19 protein-coding genes are annotated in these 19,149 nt (G+C 64.6%); 14 read left to right on the top strand and 5 right to left on the bottom strand.

Features of this window, described 5'->3' with window-relative positions; genetic code table 11:
- The first annotated feature begins 7 nt into the window (after positions 1–7).
- The 10 genes from D2N39_RS06885 to D2N39_RS06840 all read left to right on the top strand — a co-directional run bounded on the left by D2N39_RS06885 (position 8) and on the right by D2N39_RS06840 (position 9,783).
- Positions 8–673 (top strand): response regulator transcription factor, encoded by a 666-nt coding sequence (locus tag D2N39_RS06885; RefSeq protein ID WP_119134330.1) that lies wholly within the window; start codon positions 8–10, stop codon positions 671–673.
- Positions 670–2,061, top strand: coding sequence for a sensor histidine kinase (locus D2N39_RS06880; RefSeq protein WP_119134050.1), 1,392 nt, complete (start codon positions 670–672; stop codon positions 2,059–2,061). Before D2N39_RS06885 ends, D2N39_RS06880 begins: the two co-directional genes overlap by 4 nt.
- Complete coding sequence (locus tag D2N39_RS06875) at positions 2,031–3,053, top strand: ABC transporter substrate-binding protein (RefSeq protein WP_119134049.1); 1,023 nt, start codon at positions 2,031–2,033, stop codon at positions 3,051–3,053. The genes D2N39_RS06880 and D2N39_RS06875 overlap by 31 nt, the downstream gene beginning before the upstream one ends.
- Before the next feature lie 132 nt (positions 3,054–3,185).
- Positions 3,186–3,785, top strand: coding sequence for a DUF4893 domain-containing protein (locus D2N39_RS06870; RefSeq protein WP_119134048.1), 600 nt, complete (start codon positions 3,186–3,188; stop codon positions 3,783–3,785).
- Between the two features lie 149 nt (positions 3,786–3,934).
- Complete coding sequence (locus D2N39_RS06865; protein WP_233557077.1) at positions 3,935–4,777, top strand: glycosyltransferase family 2 protein; 843 nt, start codon at positions 3,935–3,937, stop codon at positions 4,775–4,777.
- The gene (locus D2N39_RS06860) at positions 4,774–5,097 is read left to right on the top strand and encodes a lipid-A-disaccharide synthase N-terminal domain-containing protein (protein ID WP_119134047.1); all 324 of its coding nucleotides are present in this window, start codon (positions 4,774–4,776) and stop codon (positions 5,095–5,097) included. The genes D2N39_RS06865 and D2N39_RS06860 overlap by 4 nt, the downstream gene beginning before the upstream one ends.
- Positions 5,078–6,505: an ArnT family glycosyltransferase gene (locus D2N39_RS06855; RefSeq protein WP_158589783.1), complete on the top strand. Its 1,428-nt coding sequence runs from the start codon at positions 5,078–5,080 to the stop codon at positions 6,503–6,505. Before D2N39_RS06860 ends, D2N39_RS06855 begins: the two co-directional genes overlap by 20 nt.
- Entirely contained in the window at positions 6,498–7,313 is an 816-nt protein-coding gene (locus D2N39_RS06850; protein WP_119134045.1) for a phosphatase PAP2 family protein, read from the top strand. Before D2N39_RS06855 ends, D2N39_RS06850 begins: the two co-directional genes overlap by 8 nt.
- Positions 7,314–7,412: 99 nt before the next feature.
- Entirely contained in the window at positions 7,413–8,507 is a 1,095-nt protein-coding gene (nspC, locus tag D2N39_RS06845; protein WP_119134044.1) for a carboxynorspermidine decarboxylase, read from the top strand.
- Positions 8,508–8,547: 40 nt separating this feature from the next.
- Complete coding sequence (locus D2N39_RS06840) at positions 8,548–9,783, top strand: saccharopine dehydrogenase family protein (protein WP_119134043.1); 1,236 nt, start codon at positions 8,548–8,550, stop codon at positions 9,781–9,783.
- A 37-nt stretch (positions 9,784–9,820) separates the two neighbouring features.
- On the opposite strand, the gene holA is transcribed toward D2N39_RS06840, so the two are convergent.
- From holA to D2N39_RS06820, 4 genes are all read right to left on the bottom strand, one after another.
- Positions 9,821–10,822: a DNA polymerase III subunit delta gene (gene holA, locus D2N39_RS06835; protein ID WP_119134042.1), complete on the bottom strand. Its 1,002-nt coding sequence runs from the start codon at positions 10,820–10,822 to the stop codon at positions 9,821–9,823.
- On the bottom strand, positions 10,819–11,304 hold the full coding sequence (lptE, locus tag D2N39_RS06830; protein ID WP_119134041.1) for an LPS assembly lipoprotein LptE: 486 nt from the start codon (positions 11,302–11,304) through the stop codon (positions 10,819–10,821). The genes holA and lptE overlap by 4 nt, the downstream gene beginning before the upstream one ends.
- On the bottom strand, positions 11,291–13,849 hold the full coding sequence (gene leuS / locus D2N39_RS06825) for a leucine--tRNA ligase (RefSeq protein ID WP_119134040.1): 2,559 nt from the start codon (positions 13,847–13,849) through the stop codon (positions 11,291–11,293). The genes lptE and leuS overlap by 14 nt, the downstream gene beginning before the upstream one ends.
- A 134-nt stretch (positions 13,850–13,983) precedes the next feature.
- The gene (locus D2N39_RS06820) at positions 13,984–14,535 is read right to left on the bottom strand and encodes a DUF3576 domain-containing protein (RefSeq protein ID WP_119134039.1); all 552 of its coding nucleotides are present in this window, start codon (positions 14,533–14,535) and stop codon (positions 13,984–13,986) included.
- A gap of 277 nt (positions 14,536–14,812) precedes the next feature.
- On the opposite strand from D2N39_RS06820, the gene D2N39_RS06815 reads away from it, so the two are divergent.
- Together D2N39_RS06815 and D2N39_RS06810 are read left to right on the top strand one after the other, a co-directional pair.
- Positions 14,813–15,709, top strand: coding sequence for a porin (locus D2N39_RS06815; RefSeq protein WP_119134038.1), 897 nt, complete (start codon positions 14,813–14,815; stop codon positions 15,707–15,709).
- Between the two features lie 132 nt (positions 15,710–15,841).
- Complete coding sequence (locus tag D2N39_RS06810) at positions 15,842–16,495, top strand: YggS family pyridoxal phosphate-dependent enzyme (protein WP_119134037.1); 654 nt, start codon at positions 15,842–15,844, stop codon at positions 16,493–16,495.
- Between the two features lie 3 nt (positions 16,496–16,498).
- On the opposite strand, the gene ribA is transcribed toward D2N39_RS06810, so the two are convergent.
- Positions 16,499–17,602 carry a GTP cyclohydrolase II gene (ribA, locus tag D2N39_RS06805; protein WP_119134036.1) on the bottom strand — a complete coding sequence of 368 codons (1,104 nt, stop codon included), beginning with the start codon at positions 17,600–17,602 and terminating at the stop codon, positions 16,499–16,501.
- 155 nt (positions 17,603–17,757) lie between these two features.
- On the opposite strand from ribA, the gene D2N39_RS06800 reads away from it, so the two are divergent.
- Entirely contained in the window at positions 17,758–18,444 is a 687-nt protein-coding gene (locus D2N39_RS06800; RefSeq protein ID WP_119134035.1) for a response regulator transcription factor, read from the top strand.
- Positions 18,445–18,794: 350 nt separating this feature from the next.
- Positions 18,795–19,109, top strand: a complete 315-nt coding sequence (locus D2N39_RS06790) for a hypothetical protein (RefSeq protein ID WP_119134033.1) — start codon at positions 18,795–18,797, stop codon at positions 19,107–19,109.
- Positions 19,110–19,149: the final 40 nt, after the last annotated feature.

Raw genomic sequence — 19,149 nt, 5'->3', positions numbered from 1 at the left:
GACGGCAATGCGCTTTCTTCTGGTCGAGGATAACGACGATCTGGCCCGTTCCGTCGCCGCGCGGCTGGCGCTGGACGGCCATGCGGTGGACCGCGCGGCGGGTATCGCCGAGGCCGAGGATTGCCTCGGTGCCGCCAGTTATGATCTGATCCTGCTGGACATCGCGCTGCCCGATGGCGATGGGCGCGACTTTCTGGTAGCCCAGCGCCGCGCCCGCCGCGACACGCCGATCATCATGATGACCGCCCGCGCCGCCGTTTCGGACCGGGTGGATGTGCTGGACCTTGGCGCCGACGACTACATCACCAAACCCTTCGACTTTGCCGAGCTGGAGGCCCGTTGTCGCGCCGTTCTGCGACGCAGGGGCGGCGCCTTGCAGACGGTGCGCGACTATGCGGGCGTCACCTTCAACCCACTGACTGCGACGGTCAGCATCGCGGGCGAAACACGGGAATTACGCTCGCGCGAGTTGCGGCTGCTGGAAATCCTGCTGTCCGCGCCGGGGCGGATCTTTTCCAAGGCGCAACTTTGCGACCGGCTGTTTTCCTATTCCGAGGCGGTGACGGAAAATGCCATCGAGGTCTATGTGGCCCGACTGCGCAAGAAACTGGAAGGGTCGGAGGCGCGGATCGAGACGCTGCGCGGCGTCGGCTACCGGCTGACCGGCGGATGACGGGCTGGCGGATGGCGCGGGCGCCGCTGTCGCTGCGCCAAAGGTTGTTGCTGCAATTGCTGGGCATTGCGGCGATGCTGGCGGTGCTGCTGTATTTCACCGTGCGCACCGTGGCGGGGCAGGCGGCGGAGGCAACGCAGGACGGCATTCTGGGCGCGGCCACCACCGCGATTGCGGAACAGCTGCGCGCGGGCACAGAACAGGTGGAGATTGACCTGCCCTACGACGCCTTTTCGGTGCTGGGCTCGATTTCCGAGGACCGGGTATTCTACCGCATCGACGTGGGCGGCGAGACAGTGACGGGCTATGAAGACCTGCCCCCACCGCCCGAGGCCACCGGCAAGGTCGGCCCGCAATTCTACACCCGGCCCTTCCGCGATACCGAGGTGCGCATCGCCGCTGTGACGCGGCAGGTGGTGGTGGCGGGGCAAGCTTTGCCTGTGCTGGTTCTGGTCGCGCAGACCCGGCAGGGGCAGGACGCGATTGCCGAACGCATCGCCAACCGCGCGGCGGGGCTTGGGCTGGGCTTCTTCACACTGGCGCTGCTGTTGTCGCTGGTCGCCGCAGGCTCGGTGCTGTCTCCTATCGACCGACTGGCCGAGGCGGTGGCGCGGCGCGGCCCCGAGGATCTGCGCGCCGTCGATGCCAGCGCCCCGCGCGAGCTGGTGCCGCTGGTGGGCGCACTGAACGGCTTCATCGCCCGTCTGCGCGCCGCACTGGGCCGCACCGAAACCTTCATCACCGAGGCCGCGCATCACATCCGCACACCCTTGGCCACCGTCCGCACGCAGGCCGAAATCGCGCTGCGCCAGTCCGACAACGAGGCGACGCGCCAGACCCTGCGCGGCGTCATCCGCGCGGTGGAAGAAAGCGCGCGATCCGCCACGCAACTGCTGGATCATGCCATCGTCGTCTATCGGTCTGACCGCATGACCTCGGACGCGCTGGAGTTTGGCGCGCTGGTCGCAGGCGTGGTGGCCTCCATCGAACCCGCCGCCTCGTTGAAGGATGTCGATCTGCGGCTGTCACCCGCACCGCAGCCCCTGCCGGTGACAGGCGACCGGGCGCTGCTGGAAAGTGCGGTGCGCAATATTCTGGACAATGCGGTGAAATATTCACCCGAAGACAGCGTGGTCCGCCTGTCGCTTGCGGCCGAGGATCGCCGCGCCGTGCTGCGGGTCGAGGACCGCGGGCGCGGCCTGTCGGGCCTTGACCCGGCCAGCCTTTCGGGCCGCTTTCGCCGGGGCGGCAATGTGGCCGATGTGGTGGGTTCGGGCCTTGGCCTGACCATCGTGACCGAAGTCGCCGCAGCCCATGACGGGCGGTTCAGCCTGACGGAACGTGAAGGAGGGGGCGTATGCGCCGAATTCTCTGTGCCCTTGCAGTAATCCTTGCGCCGCTGGCCGCCGCCGCCTTCCCCGTGGAGGAGGAGCACGTCTTTCCCGGCACCGGCACGGGATCGGAGCTGTGGATCCTGTCCACCACCGACACCGAATATTTCGCCCCGCTGCTGACTGCCTTTCAGGCGCGCCACCCTTCCGTGACCATCCGTTACACCGTGACTGGCAGCGCCAGCGTCTATACGGCGGTGGCGGACGAGGGCGTGGCCTGCGATCTGGCGATTTCCAGCGCGATGGACTTGCAGATGAAGCTGGCGAATGACGGCCTCGCCCTGCCCCATGCCAGCACCGCGCAACTGCCCGACTGGGCGCAATGGCAGGATCGCATCTTCGGCTTCGCGCAGGAGCCGGTGGTGCTGGTCACCTCGCGCAAGGCGCTGGAGGGGCTTGCACTGCCCCGCACCCGGCGCGACCTGATCGACCTTTTGCGCGATCATCCCGGCCGCTTCGAGGGGCGGATCGGCACCTATGACCCGCTGCAATCGGGCGCCGGTTATCTGTTCGCCACGCAGGAGGCACGGCAATCCGACAGTTTCTGGCGTCTGGCCGAGGTGATGGGCGCCAACCGCCCCCGGCTTTACGCCAGCACCAAGCCCATGCTGGACGATCTGGAAAGCGGCAGCCTCGCGCTGGCCTATAACGTGCTGGGCAGCTACGCCGCGACCCGAGCCGCGCATGACCCGGATATGGCGTTGATCGAATTCGAGGATTTCACACTGACGCTGCTACGCACCGCCCTGATCCCGAAAGGTGCACAAAACCCCGAACTCGCGGGGATGTTCATCGACTTCCTGCTGTCACCCGAAGGCCGACGCTTGTCCGGCCAACAAGGTGGCCTGCCGCCGGTGAACGAGGCGGCGCTGGTGCAGACGCCGCGCCTGCGCCCGATCCGGCTGGACCCCGGCTTGCTGGTTTATCTGGACCGCATCAAGCGCCGCGCCTTTCTGGAAGAATGGGCGGCCGCGGTGAAACAGCCCTGAGACGCCGCCATGCGGCTTGCCCTTGCCAAACGGCTTTGAAACACTCGACCGCATTGAGCCCAAGCTTTCATCGCGCAGCCGCGTCACAGGAACAGCCCCCTGCCGGGCATTATCGTTTCGGAGGTATCAGAGATGACCCGTTCACTCCGCCGATTTTCGGCCCTTTTTGTCGCGCTGCTGGCGACCCTGCCTCTTCATGCCCAGACTGCGGACGAGATTCTTACCCCGGCGCAGACGGAGGCACTTGCAAATGCCGAGACCGATCTGCGCGCCAGCCTTGCACCACATGCCAGTGGGCAAGATGCGGCGACGGCGACCGACATCCTTGCCGTGATCGGTGGTGAACGCCTGCCGATGCCCGACCGGCTGAGCCTTGCCGGAGCGCCCTGCAAGGTGCGCAGCCTGCAAGTCACTGCCGATATTGCTATCGCCTACCCGTTCTTTTCCTGTGCCTTCCGGCAGGAAGGCCCGGCCGGTCTGGTGTTGCAGAAGGATTCCGGCTCGCAGCGGCGTCTGGGCCTGCTTGCTCCGGGGGAGGACGGCACGAGCCTCATCTTCATTGGCGGGCGCTATTATGGTTACGAGGCACCACGCGGGTTCAGTGGGTTCGGCAGCGGCGATCCCGCTTTTGACAGTCTGGGCCTGATGTATCGGGGCGGGACGGATCGCTACTACATCATCTTCGCGCCGACCGAGGGGCGCAGCGAGGTTTATGAAATCCTCACCCGGTAAGCGATGGCCGGGCGGTCGGGGACACCCCTGCCTTCGGCGCAGGCCGCTGCGGGCGTCCACCCGTCACAACAGGCGCGACCGATACCGCCACGAAGTCGTCATCTGACAGCAATATAACCCTTACAGACTTGGTGTTGACTGCGGCGCAGATGACCTCGCCGCAGTCAGCCTGCGGCATCACTGCGCTTGCCAGAGGGCTGCACAAGATGAATGCTGTCCATCCCGCCCGCCTCGCCCCGCATCTGATCGAAACCGTGCCGGTCGTGTCGGTCGTTGTGCCGCTGCATGACGAAGCCCTGAATATCGCCCCCTTGGCGACCCGGATTCTGGACATTCTCGACGGGCAGGCTTTCGAACTGATCCTGGTGGATGACGGGTCGCGCGATGCGACGCGGGCAGAGATCCTCGGGCTGGCCCGGCAGGATCGCCGTATCCGGGTGCTGGTTCATGATCGCGCGGCAGGCCAGTCTGCCGCCGTCCATTCCGGGGCCCGCGCAGCGCGTGGTCGCATCGTGGTGACGCTGGACGGTGACGGCCAAAACCCGCCGGTCAACATCCCGGCCCTGATCGCACCCTTGATGGCCCCCCGCCGCGACCCGGCGCTGGCGCTGGTGGCAGGCCAGCGCGTCGGACGCCGCGATACCATGGGTCGTCGTCTGGCATCGCGTTTTGCCAATGGATTGCGTGGCTGGCTTCTGGGCGACAGGACACGCGATACCGGCTGCGGGTTGAAGGCCTTTGACCGCGCCGCCTATCTGGCGCTGCCCTATTTCAACCATCAGCACCGCTTCCTGCCGGCGCTGTTCCTGCGGGATGGCTGGCAGGTCGCCCATGTCGAGGTCACCCATGCGCCGCGTCTGGCCGGGCGGTCGAAGTATACCAATCTCGGGCGGGCACTGGTGGGAATCACCGATCTGGCGGGCGTGGCCTGGCTGATCCGCCGCCGCAAGCGCGAAACCCCGCGCGAGATCACCCCGGAGGCGGGCGCATGAGCCGCGAAGCGGTCTGGGCCGCCCTGCATGTCACTGACTGGACCGAGTTCACCTGGGTGATGATCGGCCTTGGCGGGCAATTGATGTTCACCATGCGCTTTCTGGTGCAATGGATCGTATCGGAACGCACGCGCCGGTCGGTCATCCCGGTCGCATTCTGGTATTTCTCGATGGCCGGCGGCCTGGTGCTTCTGAGCTATGCGCTGTGGCGGCGTGATCCGGTCTTCGTGTTCGGTCAGGCGACCGGGCTGGTGATCTATTCCCGCAATCTGTGGCTGATCCATGCCGAAAGGCAGTCGCATGCCCAAGGCCGTGCCTGATTTGCGGCGGGTCGCGCTGCTGGCCATTGCCGCGCTAACGCTGTGGCGGGTGCTGATGCTGGCCACGATGCGGACCGAGCTTTGGACGGACGAGTCGCAATACTGGCTGTGGGGGCAATCGCTGTCTTTCGGTGCCTATTCCAAGCCACCGCTGATCGGCTGGCTGATCCGGGCCACGACCGAGCTTGCGGGCAATACCCCGTTCGGCGTGCGCCTTGCGGCGCCGGTGCTGCATGGGGTGACGGCAGGAATGGTGATGGCCCTGGCGGCACGGCTGGCCAATGCGCGTGTGGCCGCGCTGGCCGGGCTGACCTATGCAACGATGCCCGCGGCCACGCTGGGCGCGATGATGATGACGACCGACACGCCCTTGCTGTGCGCCATCGCGGCGGCGCTGCTGATGCAGCACCGGCTGGCCGCGCGCGCTTCGACCCGCGATGCGGTGCTGCTGGGGCTGGCGCTGGGGCTGGGGTTCCTGTCGAAACATGCGATGCTGTTTGCCATGGCCGGAATGGGCATGGCCGCGCTGGTATCCCCGGCATGGCGGATCACCCGCCGCGATGCGACAGTTGCGGTGGCTGTTGCCCTGTTGCTGGCGCTGCCGAACCTGCTGTGGATCGCCAGCCACGGTTTTGTGACCCTGCATCATCTGGCCGAAGATGGCGCTGCCAAAGGCTTTGGCCTGCATCTGGCTGGCGCCGCGCGCTTTCTGGCCGAACAATTCGCGGTGATGGGGCCACTCGCCTTCGCGGCTTTCCTGCTGGGCCTTCGAGACACCCACCCGCCAATCCGCGGCGCGGCTGCGGTGGCACTGGTGATCCTTGGCATCGTCACACTTCAGGCGCTGACCAGTCGGGCGCTGGCAAACTGGGGCGTCGGCTTCACGGTTGCGGGCACGATCATCGCCGCACATTGGCTGGCGCGGCACCGGGCGCTGGCCTTTGCCTCGCTGGCACTGGGCGCGGCGGTGGCGATAGCCCTGCCGCTGATTGCCACCTTCGGCACCGGCTGGCGGATCGGGGAAGGGCCGCTGATCCTGTCGCGCTATCTGGGCCGGGCCGAGGTCAGCCAGCGCGCGATGGATTTCGCAACGCGCAATGGTGCTACCGTGATTGCGGCCTCGGATCGCGGCCTGCTGGCCGATCTGAGCTGGCAGAGCCACGGCACCGGACTGGAAATCGCTGCCGCCCCGCATGACGGACCACCGCGCCACCACTGGGATCTGGCACTGCCGCTACAGGCCGATCCGGACACGCCGGTTGCGCTTCTGATGCAGGGAACCGAGCCGCCCTCCTGCGCTACCGGCCCGTCAGAGCGCTGGATCGCCGGGCCGGGCTTTGCCGAGGGGCGGCAGATGTCGCTGGTCCTGACCACCCCCGAATGCCTGACGGAGGCCAAGGATGACTGACCCCACCCTCGCCCGGCTGCACCATGCAGCGCTGATCGCAACGCTGGTTGTGCTCTGCCTGTTCAGCGCCGAACCGGCGCTGGACATTGCGCTTTCGGCACAATTCCTTGATGCACAAGGCGACTTTGGCCTGCGGGGAAACCCCATGATCACCACCCTCAACGATACCCTGCGCTGGGGTTTGACGGTATTTGCCCTGCTCGCCGTCACCCTGCCCGCTTTGGCCCAACTGACCGGCTTCACACCGCAATCCGGCAGGACGGGCTGGCATTTCCTCGCGGCCGTGTTCGTCATCGGCCCCGGCCTGATCGTAAACGGCATCCTGAAGGAACATGCAGGCCGCGCCCGGCCCGCCGACATCGCAGAATTCGGAGGCAACCATCTGTTCACGCCCGTCCTGCAAATCAGCGACCAGTGCAGCCAGAACTGTTCGTTCTCCTCCGGCGAGGTAGCGATGACGGCGACCTTCGCCTTTGCCCTGCTGGCCCTGACATGGCCACATCTGCCGAAACAGCGCCGGTGGCTGGCCATCGCGGCCGCCATCACGCTGATCGGGGCAAGCCTGCTGCTGCGCGTCGGCATGGGGCGGCATTTCACCTCGGACGCGCTGGCCTCGGTCGCCATTTCGGCCTTCGTGGTGATGGGCGGCTACCGGCTGTTCAACCTTGGCACCGCGCGGCAACAGATGACATGGCAGGCGATCCACAGTGACGGGCTGGCACTTTCCGGGCATCTGCACCGGCGGATGCGGGGGACCATCGCCCAGATGCGGCGCCTTCTCCCGCTGACCATGGCAGAGCGACGCTGACAGGCAGGGCGGCAACAGAATGTCACAAAGCTTGCACCCGCAGGGCTTAGGCCCTATGTGGACCGCTCTTGTCCCTTTTGGCCCCGGGGGGGATTCCTGATGATCCAGACACCTTACTACCTGATCGACCGGGCGAAGCTTTCGCGCAACATGGAAATCATCGACCGGCTGCGCGCGCAGTCCGGCGCCAAGGCCCTGCTTGCGCTGAAATGTTTCGCCACATGGCCGGTGTTCGACCAGATGCGCGAACATATGGATGGCACCACCTCCTCCAGCCTCTATGAGCTGCGGCTGGGGCGCGAGAAGTTCGGCAAGGAAACCCACGCCTATTCCGTTGGCTGGTCCGACCACGAGATCGCCGAGGCGGTGGGCTATGCCGACAAGATCATCTTCAACTCCATCGGTCAGCTTGAACGCTTCGACAACCAGTCAGCGCAGATCGAACGCGGGCTGCGGCTGAACCCCCGGTTTTCGACCTCGGGCTTTGACCTGGCCGATCCGGCCCGCCCCTTCAGCCGTCTGGGCGAATGGGACCAGAAGAAGATCGAAACCGTGATGGACCGCATCTCGGGCTTCATGATCCATTACAATTGCGAAAACGCGGATTTCGACCTGTTCGACACCCAGCTTGCCCGGATCGAGGATGAGTTCGGCGACCTGCTGAAACGCCTGAAATGGGTCAGCCTCGGCGGCGGCATCCATTTCACCGGCGAGGGCTATCCCGTGGACAAGCTCGCGGCCCGGCTGCGCGCCTTTCAGGATCGGTTCGGGGTTCAGGTCTATTTGGAACCGGGCGAGGCCGCGATCACCAATTCCGCCAGCCTTGAGGTGACGGTGATCGACACGCTGAACAACGGCAAGGATCTGGCCATCGTGGATTCCTCGGTCGAGGCGCATATGCTCGACCTGCTGATCTATCGCCAGCCGGCGAAGATGGAGGTGTCGGGCGATCATCCCTGGATGATCTGCGGCAAATCCTGTCTTGCGGGCGATATTTTCGGCGAGTTCAACTTCCCCACACCGCTGTCGGTGGGCGACCGGCTGTCGATTGCCGACGCGGCAGGCTATACGATGGTAAAGAAGAACTGGTTCAACGGCGTGAAGATGCCCAGCATCGTCGTGCGCGAACTGGATGGCTCGCTGAGCCTGAAACGAGAATTCGGCTATGCCGATTACGAGAGCAGCCTTGGCTGAGACTCTCCCTTCCATCTGTCCTTAAAGGAGACGGTTCGAAGTGAAACGGAACGTGTTGATCATCGGCGCCGGTGGCGTGGCTCAGGTCGTGGCGCATAAATGCGCGCAGCATAACGACCGGCTGGGCGATCTGCATATCGCCAGCCGCACCAAGGCGAAATGCGAGGCGATCATCGCCAGCGTCCATGAAAAGAACGCGATGAAGGTGCCGGGCACTTTCGCGGCCCATGCGGTCGATGCGATGGACAGCGCCGCCGTCGCCGCGCTGATCCGCGAGACCGGCGCGCAAATCGTGATCAACGTGGGTTCGGCCTTCGTGAACATGACAGTGCTGGAAGCCTGCATCGAAACCGGCGCCGCCTATCTGGACACCGCGATCCACGAAGACCCGGAAAAGATCTGCGAAACGCCGCCGTGGTATGGCAATTACGAATGGCAACGCCGCGACCGCTGCAAGGCGGCGGGTGTGACCGCGATCCTTGGCATCGGCTTCGATCCGGGCGTGGTGAACGCCTATGCCCGCGTGGCCGAGGGCATGCTGGACAAGATCACCTCCATCGACATCGTGGACATCAATGCCGGGTCGCATGGCAAATGGTTTGCCACCAATTTCGACCCCGAGATCAACTTCCGCGAATTCACCGGCACGGTCTATTCGTGGCAGAACGGCGGCTGGCAGTCGAACAAGATGTTCGAGGTTGGCCAGACCTGGGATCTGCCGGTTGTGGGCGAACAGAAAGCCTATCTGACCGGCCATGACGAGGTGCATTCGCTGTCGGCGCGCTACAAGGATGCCGATGTGCGGTTCTGGATGGGCTTCGGCGACCATTACATCAACGTGTTCACCGTACTGAAGAACCTTGGCCTGCTGTCGGAACAGCCGGTGAAAACCGCCGAGGGGCAAGAGGTCATTCCGCTAAAGGTGGTGAAGGCCGTGCTGCCCGATCCGGCCAGCCTCGCGCCGAACTACACCGGCAAGACCTGCATCGGCGATGTGGTGAAGGGCGTGAAGGATGGCCAGCCGGCGGAGTTGTTCATCTACAACGTCGCGGACCATAAAGAAGCGTTCGAGGAGGTCGGCTCGCAGGGCATCAGCTATACCGCCGGTGTGCCGCCGGTCACCGCCGCGCTGCTGATCGCCGATGGCACCTGGGATGTGGGCACGATGGTCAATGTCGAAGAGCTGGACCCCAAGCCCTTCATCAACCTTTTGAACACCATGGGCCTGCCGAGCCGCATCAAGGATGCGCAGGGCGACCGCCCGCTGGAGTTCTGAAATCCGAAAGGCCCGGTCTGAACGCCGGGCCTTTTCCTTATCGCCGCATCATCGCCAGCCGGATCAACGCGCGCTCCATCAGCGCCATGGCAGGCGCGCGCGAGGCCGACCGCAGCGTCAGGTCGGTTTCCACCAGCAAGGCCAGCGCATCCTCCAGCCGCCGCGCGCCCCAGCTTTCGGCCTGCCGCATCGCCCGATCCTTGCGCGGCCCGCGCAGCCGGAACGAGGCCGGTCCGCGCGGATCAACCGCCAGCGCGTGCAGATTGCGGAAATGGCGCATGGCAAAGATGCAAAGCGTGACGGGCTGCACCCCCTGCCCTTCCAGCCGCCGCATCAATTGCCCCACGGCAGCCCCACGACCTTCGGCCACAGCCTCCACCACGTCATCCACCTCGGCATCCACCGTGGCGGGGGCCATGGCCATGACATCGGCGGGCGTCAGCGGGCTGCTGTCGCCCCATTTATACAATGCGATTTTCTCGACCGTCTGGCGGAAATCACCGGGGTCGAGTTCCTTCGCCAGAGACAGAAGATCGGTCATCGCCTCTGGCGCGATGTCGCGCAACCCGCTTTTGCCCAGCGTGCTCTCAATTTCCTCGCGCGAGGGGGGATCGTCATAGATGCCAAGGCTGCGCGCCGTTGGATGCGATTCGAACAGCTTCACCAGCGCCGATTTCGTGGTCAGCCCGCCCGCCGTCACCACGATCTGCGCATCGCCGGGACGCCAGTCGCGGAACGCCTCGGTCACCGCCGGGGCGATGGTGTCGGTCGCTTCCTCCACAAACACCACGCGCGGACCGGGAAAGAAACCCTGCGCCTTCATCGCGTCCATCAGAAGCGCCGGTTCCTTGCGCACATCACCGCCCGACAGGCGCGCAAGCCGCATCTCGGCCTCGCCCTCCAGCCCGATCAGGGCAGCAATCGCCTCCTGCCGCCGCAGTGAAACGCGCATGGCGTCCTGCCCATACAGCAGCAGCCCCGCCGCCGCCGGATCGGGCTTGGCGCAATAGGCCGCCCCCGCCGCGCCAGTCAGCTTCACAGGAAGCTTCCCGCCGTCGCCAGAAGCCGCGTGACGATCTGGTCGGCCAGAATCCGCATCAGCCGGTAAGCCGCGTCTTCCTCTGCCGTCAGCCCTGCAACGGTCGACCCCGTGGCCGACCATGAGGTGAAGCTCGCCGCCGTGCCCTCGGCCAGCGGGGTGCCTGCGGCATTCTTCAATACCCAGTCCACCGTGCCGCGCAGGTTATAGCGCGTCGTCGCGTTTTCGGGCGTCACACCCACCCCGATGCTTTCAGTGCGGATGGCGTAGGACAGGTGATAGCGGTCACCCTGCGGACGGCCCAGCCGTTCTTCCAGCCGCTCGACCAGATCGAAGGCGTTCTTGTCGGACGGCGCATCGACGCGGATCGCACCTTGCAGCGCGGCGGCAGGCCCCCCCGGCGCATAGGCCGGGGTGAAGGTGCAGCCCGTCAGGGCCGCACCGGCAAGCGTTATGAACTGGCGGCGTTTATACCACGACATTGATGATGCGACCCGGCACGACGATGATCTTCTTCACCGGCTGACCGGCCAAGAACTTCACCACATCCTCGTTCGCCAGCGCGATCTTTTCAACCTCTGCCGCCGCCATATCCTTCGGCACGCTGATTTCCGCCCGCCGCTTGCCGTTGATCTGGATCGGCAGCGTCACGGTATCATCCACCAGCAGCGCCGGATCGGCCTTGGGCCATGCGGCCTGCGCGCAAAGGCCCGCGCCGCCCTGATAGCTCCAGATCGATTCCGCGATATGGGGGGTCATCGGCGACATCAGTTGCGCCAGCGTGCGGATCGCCTGTTTCATTACCGGGGTCGAGGCATCGGCCTTCGCCAGCACATTGGTAAAGGCGTAAAGCCCGGCGATGGCCTTGTTGAAGGCAAAGCCGTCAATGCCTTTCGTCACCTCGTCCACCGCCTTCGCCGTGGCTTTCAGCAGCGCCGCATCGTCCTTGCCCTGATGGTCCGCAGGCAGTTCCCCGATCCGCGAACACAGGTTCCACACGCGGGTCAGGTGCTTGAAGGCCGCCTCCGCGCCCGAAGCCGTCCATTCCACGTCACGCTCCGGCGGGCTGTCCGACATGACAAACCACCGCGCGGTATCGGCACCGTAAGAGGCGATGATATTCATCGGATCGACGACATTCTTCTTGGATTTCGACATCTTGGCCGAGGGGATAACCTCGACCACTGTGCCGTCCTTCAGCGTAGCGCCGGTTTCGCTGCGCAGAATGTCCTCTGGCAGGTGATAGACCGGACGCCCCTTGTCGTCGCTGGTCTTGTAAATCTCGTGCGTCACCATGCCCTGCGTGAACAGCGCATTGAACGGCTCGCGCGCCTTGGCGGGCAGGTGGCCGGTCTCGTTCATCGCACGGGCGAAGAAGCGGCTGTAAAGCAGGTGAAGGATCGCGTGCTCGATGCCGCCGATATACTGGTCGACGTTCATCCAGTATTCGGCATCCTCGGCCACAGTCGGCGTGGCGGCGCGGGGCGCGGTGAAGCGGGCGTAATACCAGGACGAATCGACGAAGGTGTCCATCGTATCCGTTTCGCGCCGAGCCGCTGCCCCGCATTTCGGGCAGGCGGTCGCGGCCCAGGTCGGGTGGCGGTCCAGCGGGTTGCCGGGCTTGTCGAAGCTCACGTCATAAGGCAGCTCGACCGGCAGGTTTTCCTTCTTCTCGGGCACCACACCACAGGTCGCGCAATGCACCACCGGAATCGGGCAGCCCCAATAGCGTTGCCGCGAAATACCCCAGTCGCGCAGACGGAATTTGGTGACACCCTGGCCAAAGCCCTTGGCCTCGGCCAGCGCGATCGCCTCGGCCACACCCTCGTCGCCGGTCATCGGCTTGTTGCCGGCGATGCCGCGAACATATTGAACCCGCTCGGACTTCATCGGCACAAAGGCATCAGTCAGCGGCGCATCCTCCGCGCCTTCGGCCAGATATACCGCCTTGATCGGCAGGCCGTATTTGGTCGCGAATTCGAAATCGCGCTGGTCATGCGCCGGGCAGCCGAAAATCGCGCCGGTGCCGTAATCCATCAGGATGAAATTCGCGATCCAGACCGGCAGCTCCCAGTTCGGGTCCAGCGGGTGCTTCACCCGGATGCCGGTATCCATGCCCAGCTTCTCGGCGGTTTGCAGGGCCTCTTCGCTGGTGCCGATGCGGCGGCATTCGGCGACAAAGGCGGCGATCTGCGGATTGGTCTTTTCCAACTCCTTCGCCAGCGGGTGATCCGGGCTGATCCCGGCGAAAGAGGCGCCCATCAGCGTGTCGGGGCGGGTGGTATAGACCTCCAGCCGGTCAAAGCCCGCCGGCGCCGCCACGGTTTCAAAGCCGAATTGCAGGCCGCGCGACTTGCCGATCCAGTTGGCCTGCATCAGGCGCACCTTTTCGGGCCAGTCCTTCAGGCCATCGAGCGAGTCGAGCAGATCGCCCGCCATGTCAGAGATCTTGAAGAACCACTGGGTCAGCTCGCGCCGTTCCACCACGGCGCCCGAGCGCCAGCCCTTGCCGTCGATCACCTGTTCGTTGGCCAGAACGGTCATATCGACAGGGTCCCAGTTCACCACCGCCGCCTTGCGATAGACCAGACCCTTTTCCATCATGTCGATGAACATGGCCTGCTGCTGGCCGTAATATTCCGGGTCGCAGGTGGCGAATTCGCGGCTCCAGTCGATCGACAGGCCCAGCGGCTTCATCTGCCCGCGCATGTCGGCGATATTGCCATAGGTCCAGTCCTTCGGATGGCCGCCGCGCTCCATCGCCGCGTTTTCGGCGGGCATCCCGAAGGCATCCCAGCCCATCGGATGCAGCACCGAAAACCCGCAGGAGGATTTGTAGCGCGCCACCACATCGCCCATCGTGTAGTTGCGCACATGGCCCATATGGATGCGCCCCGACGGATAGGGGAACATCTCAAGCACATAATATTTCGGCTTGGCCGCATCGCGCCGGGCGGTGAACACCCCGGCCTTGTCCCAGGTCTCTTGCCATTTCGGCTCGATCTGGCTCGGTTCATAGCGCGACATGCTGGCCTCATCTCATCGGTTCAACGCGCGCGAATTAAACCGACCGGGCCGGAACAGTCCAGCCCGCGCAGCTTTTACCTTGTCTCAAATATCCCGGCGGAGGCGCGGCGGGGGCAGCGCCCCCGCTTGCGGCGTCACAGACGGCTGTCGCGCACGCGGATTTCCCGCGCGCGAGTCAGAATCGCATCCTCGATCGCGCGCTGGGTCTGCGGCGAAACCGCGGCACCGCCACGGCCCTGCAAGGACACCCGCAGCGAACGCGCATCCAGAGCCGGGTCGCTGATATAGATCGTCGCGCGATAGGCGCGGCCGCCGCCGGGCGGTGTGCCATAGCCCGTAACGATGACCCCGGTGAACGGATCAACCGATTCGATGGGCAGGAAGTTCAGCACGTCCAGCGAGGCCTGCCACAGATAACGGTTCACCTCGACCGTAGTATTCGGATCGGCACCGCCGCCGAACAGGTCCCAGATCTTCCGCTGGCGCGATTCATCGGCCATTTCGCGGGTGGCGGTTGTGCTGCGCGCCTTGCCGGGGGCCACGACAGCCTCGGTCTGCGAATGGTCCACCGGCTGGGTCCTCTTGCGGAACAGGCCGGAATCGCCGCTTCCGATGCCGCCACAGGCCGCAAGGGCAAGAATCAGGCTGCCGGACAGCGTGAGGCGCGCAAGGCTGGGCAAGGACATTCGCAACTCCCGTCAATATAAAGGCTGTCTAGCCGAGCCTCCGGGACCGGACAAGGCTTTTCCCTCAGGCCTTGTTACCCTGCGCCTGCCCACCCGCACGAGGCAAGCATGTCGGCCCCGCGGCAGGACTGTGACATTGGTGCACCATACCCCGCCGCGATTCCCCGCAAGCCGCCACTGCCGATTGCAATTCGAGGCCCATCAGCAGAAATAGAGGCCATACCCAATTCGGATTCCCCTGAGTTGGGCCGCACCTTTGAGTCAACGAGGGAAAACGATGAAAAAGATCCTTCTCGCCACCACGCTGCTGGCTTCGACCGCCACCGTGGCTTCGGCTGAAACCGGCGTCACCGTTTCGGGCTACGGCCGTTTCGGTCTGGAATACCTGGAAGGCCGCGCCGAAGAAACCCAGATCGCTTCGCGTCTGCGTTTCAACATCGACGGCAAAACCGAAACCGACTCGGGCGTGACCTTCGGTGGCCGTCTGCGTCTGCAGTCCACCGACGGTGGCGCTGCTTCGACCAACGCCGCGCTGTTCTACGCTTCGTATGAAGGCTTCCGCGTTGAAGTCGGCAACGTGAACACCGCGTTCGACTCGGCTGGCCTGATCTACAACTCGGAAATGGGCTTCCAGGACTCGTCGTACGGCGATCCGCAAGGCGCCTTCTTCGCCTACAACTCGACCGGCGCTGTCGCTCCGGGCGCTGGCATCTTCGCTTCGTACTCGATGGGCGACTTCACCGGCCGCATCTCGTATGTGAACCCGGACCAGATGACCGGCGCTTCGACCGACGCTGAAGTCGGCGTGTCGTTCGACTACGCTTCGGGTCCGTTCGCTGTGTCGCTGGCCGCTTACCAAGACGGCGCTGGCGTTGCTGGCAACGACGGTTTCTTCCTGGGTGCCGCCTACACCATCAACGACGCGGCCACCGTTGGCCTGAACTACATGGATGAAGATGCTGCCGGTGGCCGCGTCGTCACCCTGTACGGCAACTACACCATGGGCGCCACCACCCTGCGCGCCTACGTTGCTGACCTGGACGTCGCCGGTGCTGACACCGCTTACGGCCTGGGCGCTGACTACGACCTCGGCGGCGCTCGTCTGTCGGGTTCGGTCCAGCAAGGTTACGCTGGTCAGACCTACGCCGACGTGGGCGTGCGTTTCGACTTCTGATCTGACGATCAGTCGATACGGGAAGGGCGGGGTTTACCCCCGCCCTTTTCCTTTTTCGCCCCCGGTTTCCGCCGGGGGCCTTTTCTTTTCCGGACTGCTGTGGCCATCTGCGGCCCAAAGACGGAGGCACAGATGGGTCTGGCAGAGATCAAGGCACGGATAACGGTGGCAGAGACGGCCGCAGGGCGCACAGCGGGCACGGTTACGCTGATCGCCGTATCCAAGGTGCAGCCGCTGGACCGGGTGATTGCCACACTGGAACAGGGCCAGCGCATCTTTGGCGAAAACTATGTGCAGGAGGCCGCCGGGAAGTGGCCTGACCTCCGGCTCCGGTTTCCCGGCACCGCTGTCCACATGATCGGTCCCTTGCAGACCAATAAGGCCAAACTGGCCTTCGATCTGTTCGACGCGATCCACACCCTCGACCGTGCTTCACTTGCAGAGAAACTTGCCCGGCTCGCGCAGACGCAGGGGCATTGCCCGACGCTGTTCGTGCAGGTGAACACCGGGGCGGAGCCGCAGAAGGCGGGCGTTCTGCCCGATGACGCTGATGCCTTCATCGCCGATTGCCGGGCCAAGGATTTGCCGGTCGCGGGCCTCATGTGCATCCCGCCCGAAGGTGAAGACAGCACGCCACATTTCACGCATCTGGCGCAGATCGCGGCGCGGAACGGGCTGGACCAGCTTTCCATGGGGATGAGCGGCGATTTCGAGGCCGCAATTGCCCAGGGCGCCACCCATGTGCGCGTCGGCAGCGCGATTTTCGGCGCCCGCAATTACGGCTGACGCTTACAGCAGGTGCCCCGATTTTGCGGCCTTGGTGGCAAGGTAGCCGCGATTTTCCGGGGTTTCACCCACGCGCAACGGCACACGCTCGGCCACACGGATGCCCTGCCCTTCCATCATCGTGATCTTGCGGGGGTTGTTGGTCAGCAGGCGCACCGCTGCAAACCCCATGGTTTTGAGAATGCCCGCCCCCAGGCGGAAATCGCGCTCGTCATCCTCGAACCCCAGCCGGTGATTGGCTTCGACGGTATCAAAGCCCTGATCCTGCAAGGAATAAGCGCGCATCTTGTTCGCAAGCCCGATGCCCCGGCCCTCTTGGTTCAGATACAGCAGCACCCCCGCACCCTCGGCCCCCATCTGCGCCAGCGCAGCACGCAACTGCGGGCCGCAGTCGCATTTCAGGCTGCCCAGCACATCGCCGGTGAAACAGGCCGAATGCAGCCGGGCCAGCACGGGCGCCTTGCGGTCGGGCTGACCGATCTCGATGGCGTAATGTTCCTCGCCCCCATCCTCGGGGCGGAAGATATGGACGCGCCCCGCACGACTGGCGGCCATGGGCAGGCGGGCCGAAACCACCTCGGCCAGCGGCGAGGCACGGCCCAGTTCTGCCGCCGCCTCGTCAATGTCGATGACGGTCAGGTCAGCCGCTCGGGCAAGCGCCGCCCCCTGTTCCACAGGAACCACCACCACCGCAGGCAACAGCCGCGCAGATTTCGCCAGCGTGATCGCCGCGCGATGCAAGGCGGGCACCCCACCGCGTATTTCATGGAACGGCCCCTTCATCGGCAGGCGCAGGTCATCCGCCGGATCAGCCATCGATGACAGCCAGTCCAGCCCCGCATCGGCGGGCAAGGCGAGCCGCGCCAGATCACCGTCATAGACCCGGATCTTCAGCGTCTCGGCCCGCCGCACGGTCAGCGCAAGTTCCGGGTGGCCCAGACGGCGCAACTCTGCCAGCCGCGCGGAGCTGAGCGTTTCCACCGGAACGGCCACCGCCGCCGCCTCGCCCCCCGTCAACATCACGGGCACACCCATGCGCAAATCGCCGCGCGCGCGGGCGAGCCGTTCGATGATGCCGGGCGCGGCGATGGCGGGGGTGCTGGTCATGTGATGCGTCCTCTTGGCCTCTATGTAACGATCTGACCGGGAAAGTGAAACATTTCCCCCCGCTGCGACACGAGGGCGTGAGCCTTTCGTTGCAAATCTTGCCGGAACCATGAAGCGGGCGCATGTGTTGGGCAAGCAATCACGGAGGCCGGACCATGGCAACGCTGCGCAAAATTCTTCTGGTCGATGACGACGACGATCTGCGCGAGGCGCTGAGCGAGCAACTGGTGATGACCGAGGATTTCGACGTGTTCGAAGCCTCGACCGGGCTGGAAGGGCTGGAGAAGGCCAAGGCAGGCGGGCATGATCTGGTGATCCTCGACGTCGGCCTGCCCGATACAGATGGCCGCGAACTCTGCCGCCGCATGCGCAAGGCCGGGGTAAAATGTCCGATCATGATGCTGACTGGCCACGATACAGATTCCGATACGATCCTCGGGCTTGATTCGGGTGCAAACGATTATGTGACCAAGCCGTTCAAGTTTCCGGTTCTTCTTGCCCGCATCCGGGCACAGTTGCGGCAGCATGAACAATCCGAAGATGCCGTGTTCCAGCTTGGTCCCTACACGTTCAAGCCCGCGCAGAAGCTTCTGGTGGACGAAAAGGAACGCAAGGTCCGCCTGACCGAAAAAGAGACCAATATCCTGAAATACCTCTATCGGGCGCAACAAGGGGTTGTGGCGCGTGATGTGCTTCTCCACGAGGTTTGGGGGTATAATGCGGGCGTGACCACCCATACGCTTGAGACCCACATCTACCGCCTCCGGCAGAAGATTGAACCCGATCCGTCGAATGCGCGGCTCTTGGTGACCGAGTCGGGCGGTTATCGGCTGGTGGCTTGACCGGATGGAAAAAATCTGGCGACGATGGTCTTATTGTCGCCGGATTGCATGACTATATCATGCGACAGGTTCCCCTTGCCGCGCCGGGGTCATGACGCGGCATCCTCCCTGTTGGACTGGCCGGGCTTATGCCCGGCCTTTTTTTTCCGAACGGATGTGATACAATCAAAAGATGTGTCGAAGGGGGTATATCTCGCCTTTGCCGCATTCTCCCTGTTGGAAGCCTGGCCGGGCCTTGTGCCCGGCACCTCTTCCGCCCTGACGCGGCGGCAGATCGTGCCGTGCTGTTGGAATCCCTTCGGGTCTGCCCTACATAATATCGGTCTGCGGCGCTTGCCCGAGGAGATGTGATGTCAATGCGGTTTTCCCTGTTCTGCCTCGCCTTTGCTGGCATGGCGCTTCCGGCCGCGGCCGAAAGCCTGTCTTTCACCTTGTCGAACCAGTCCAACGCCGATCTGACCGAATTCTACGCCTCGCCCGTCGGCACCGACTCGTGGGAGGAAAACATCCTCTCGACCGGCGCATTGCCGGCCGGGGCCAGCGGCGACATCACCATCGCCGAGGCAAAGGGCTGCGAGTATGACTTCCGCATGGTGTTTGCCGATGGCGACGTGCTGGAGGACCGCAGCAACGTCTGTGACAGTGGTGCCTACACCATCCAGTAACGCCGCAAGGCTTTACCTCGCGGGCCGTGCCACCTAGACA

Origin of the sequence: Gemmobacter lutimaris, assembly GCF_003570715.1 — a bacterium.
In the GTDB taxonomy this organism is placed as follows: Bacteria; Pseudomonadota; Alphaproteobacteria; order Rhodobacterales; family Rhodobacteraceae; genus Gemmobacter; species Gemmobacter lutimaris.
This window is presented reverse-complemented; position numbering and strand designations above follow the sequence as displayed.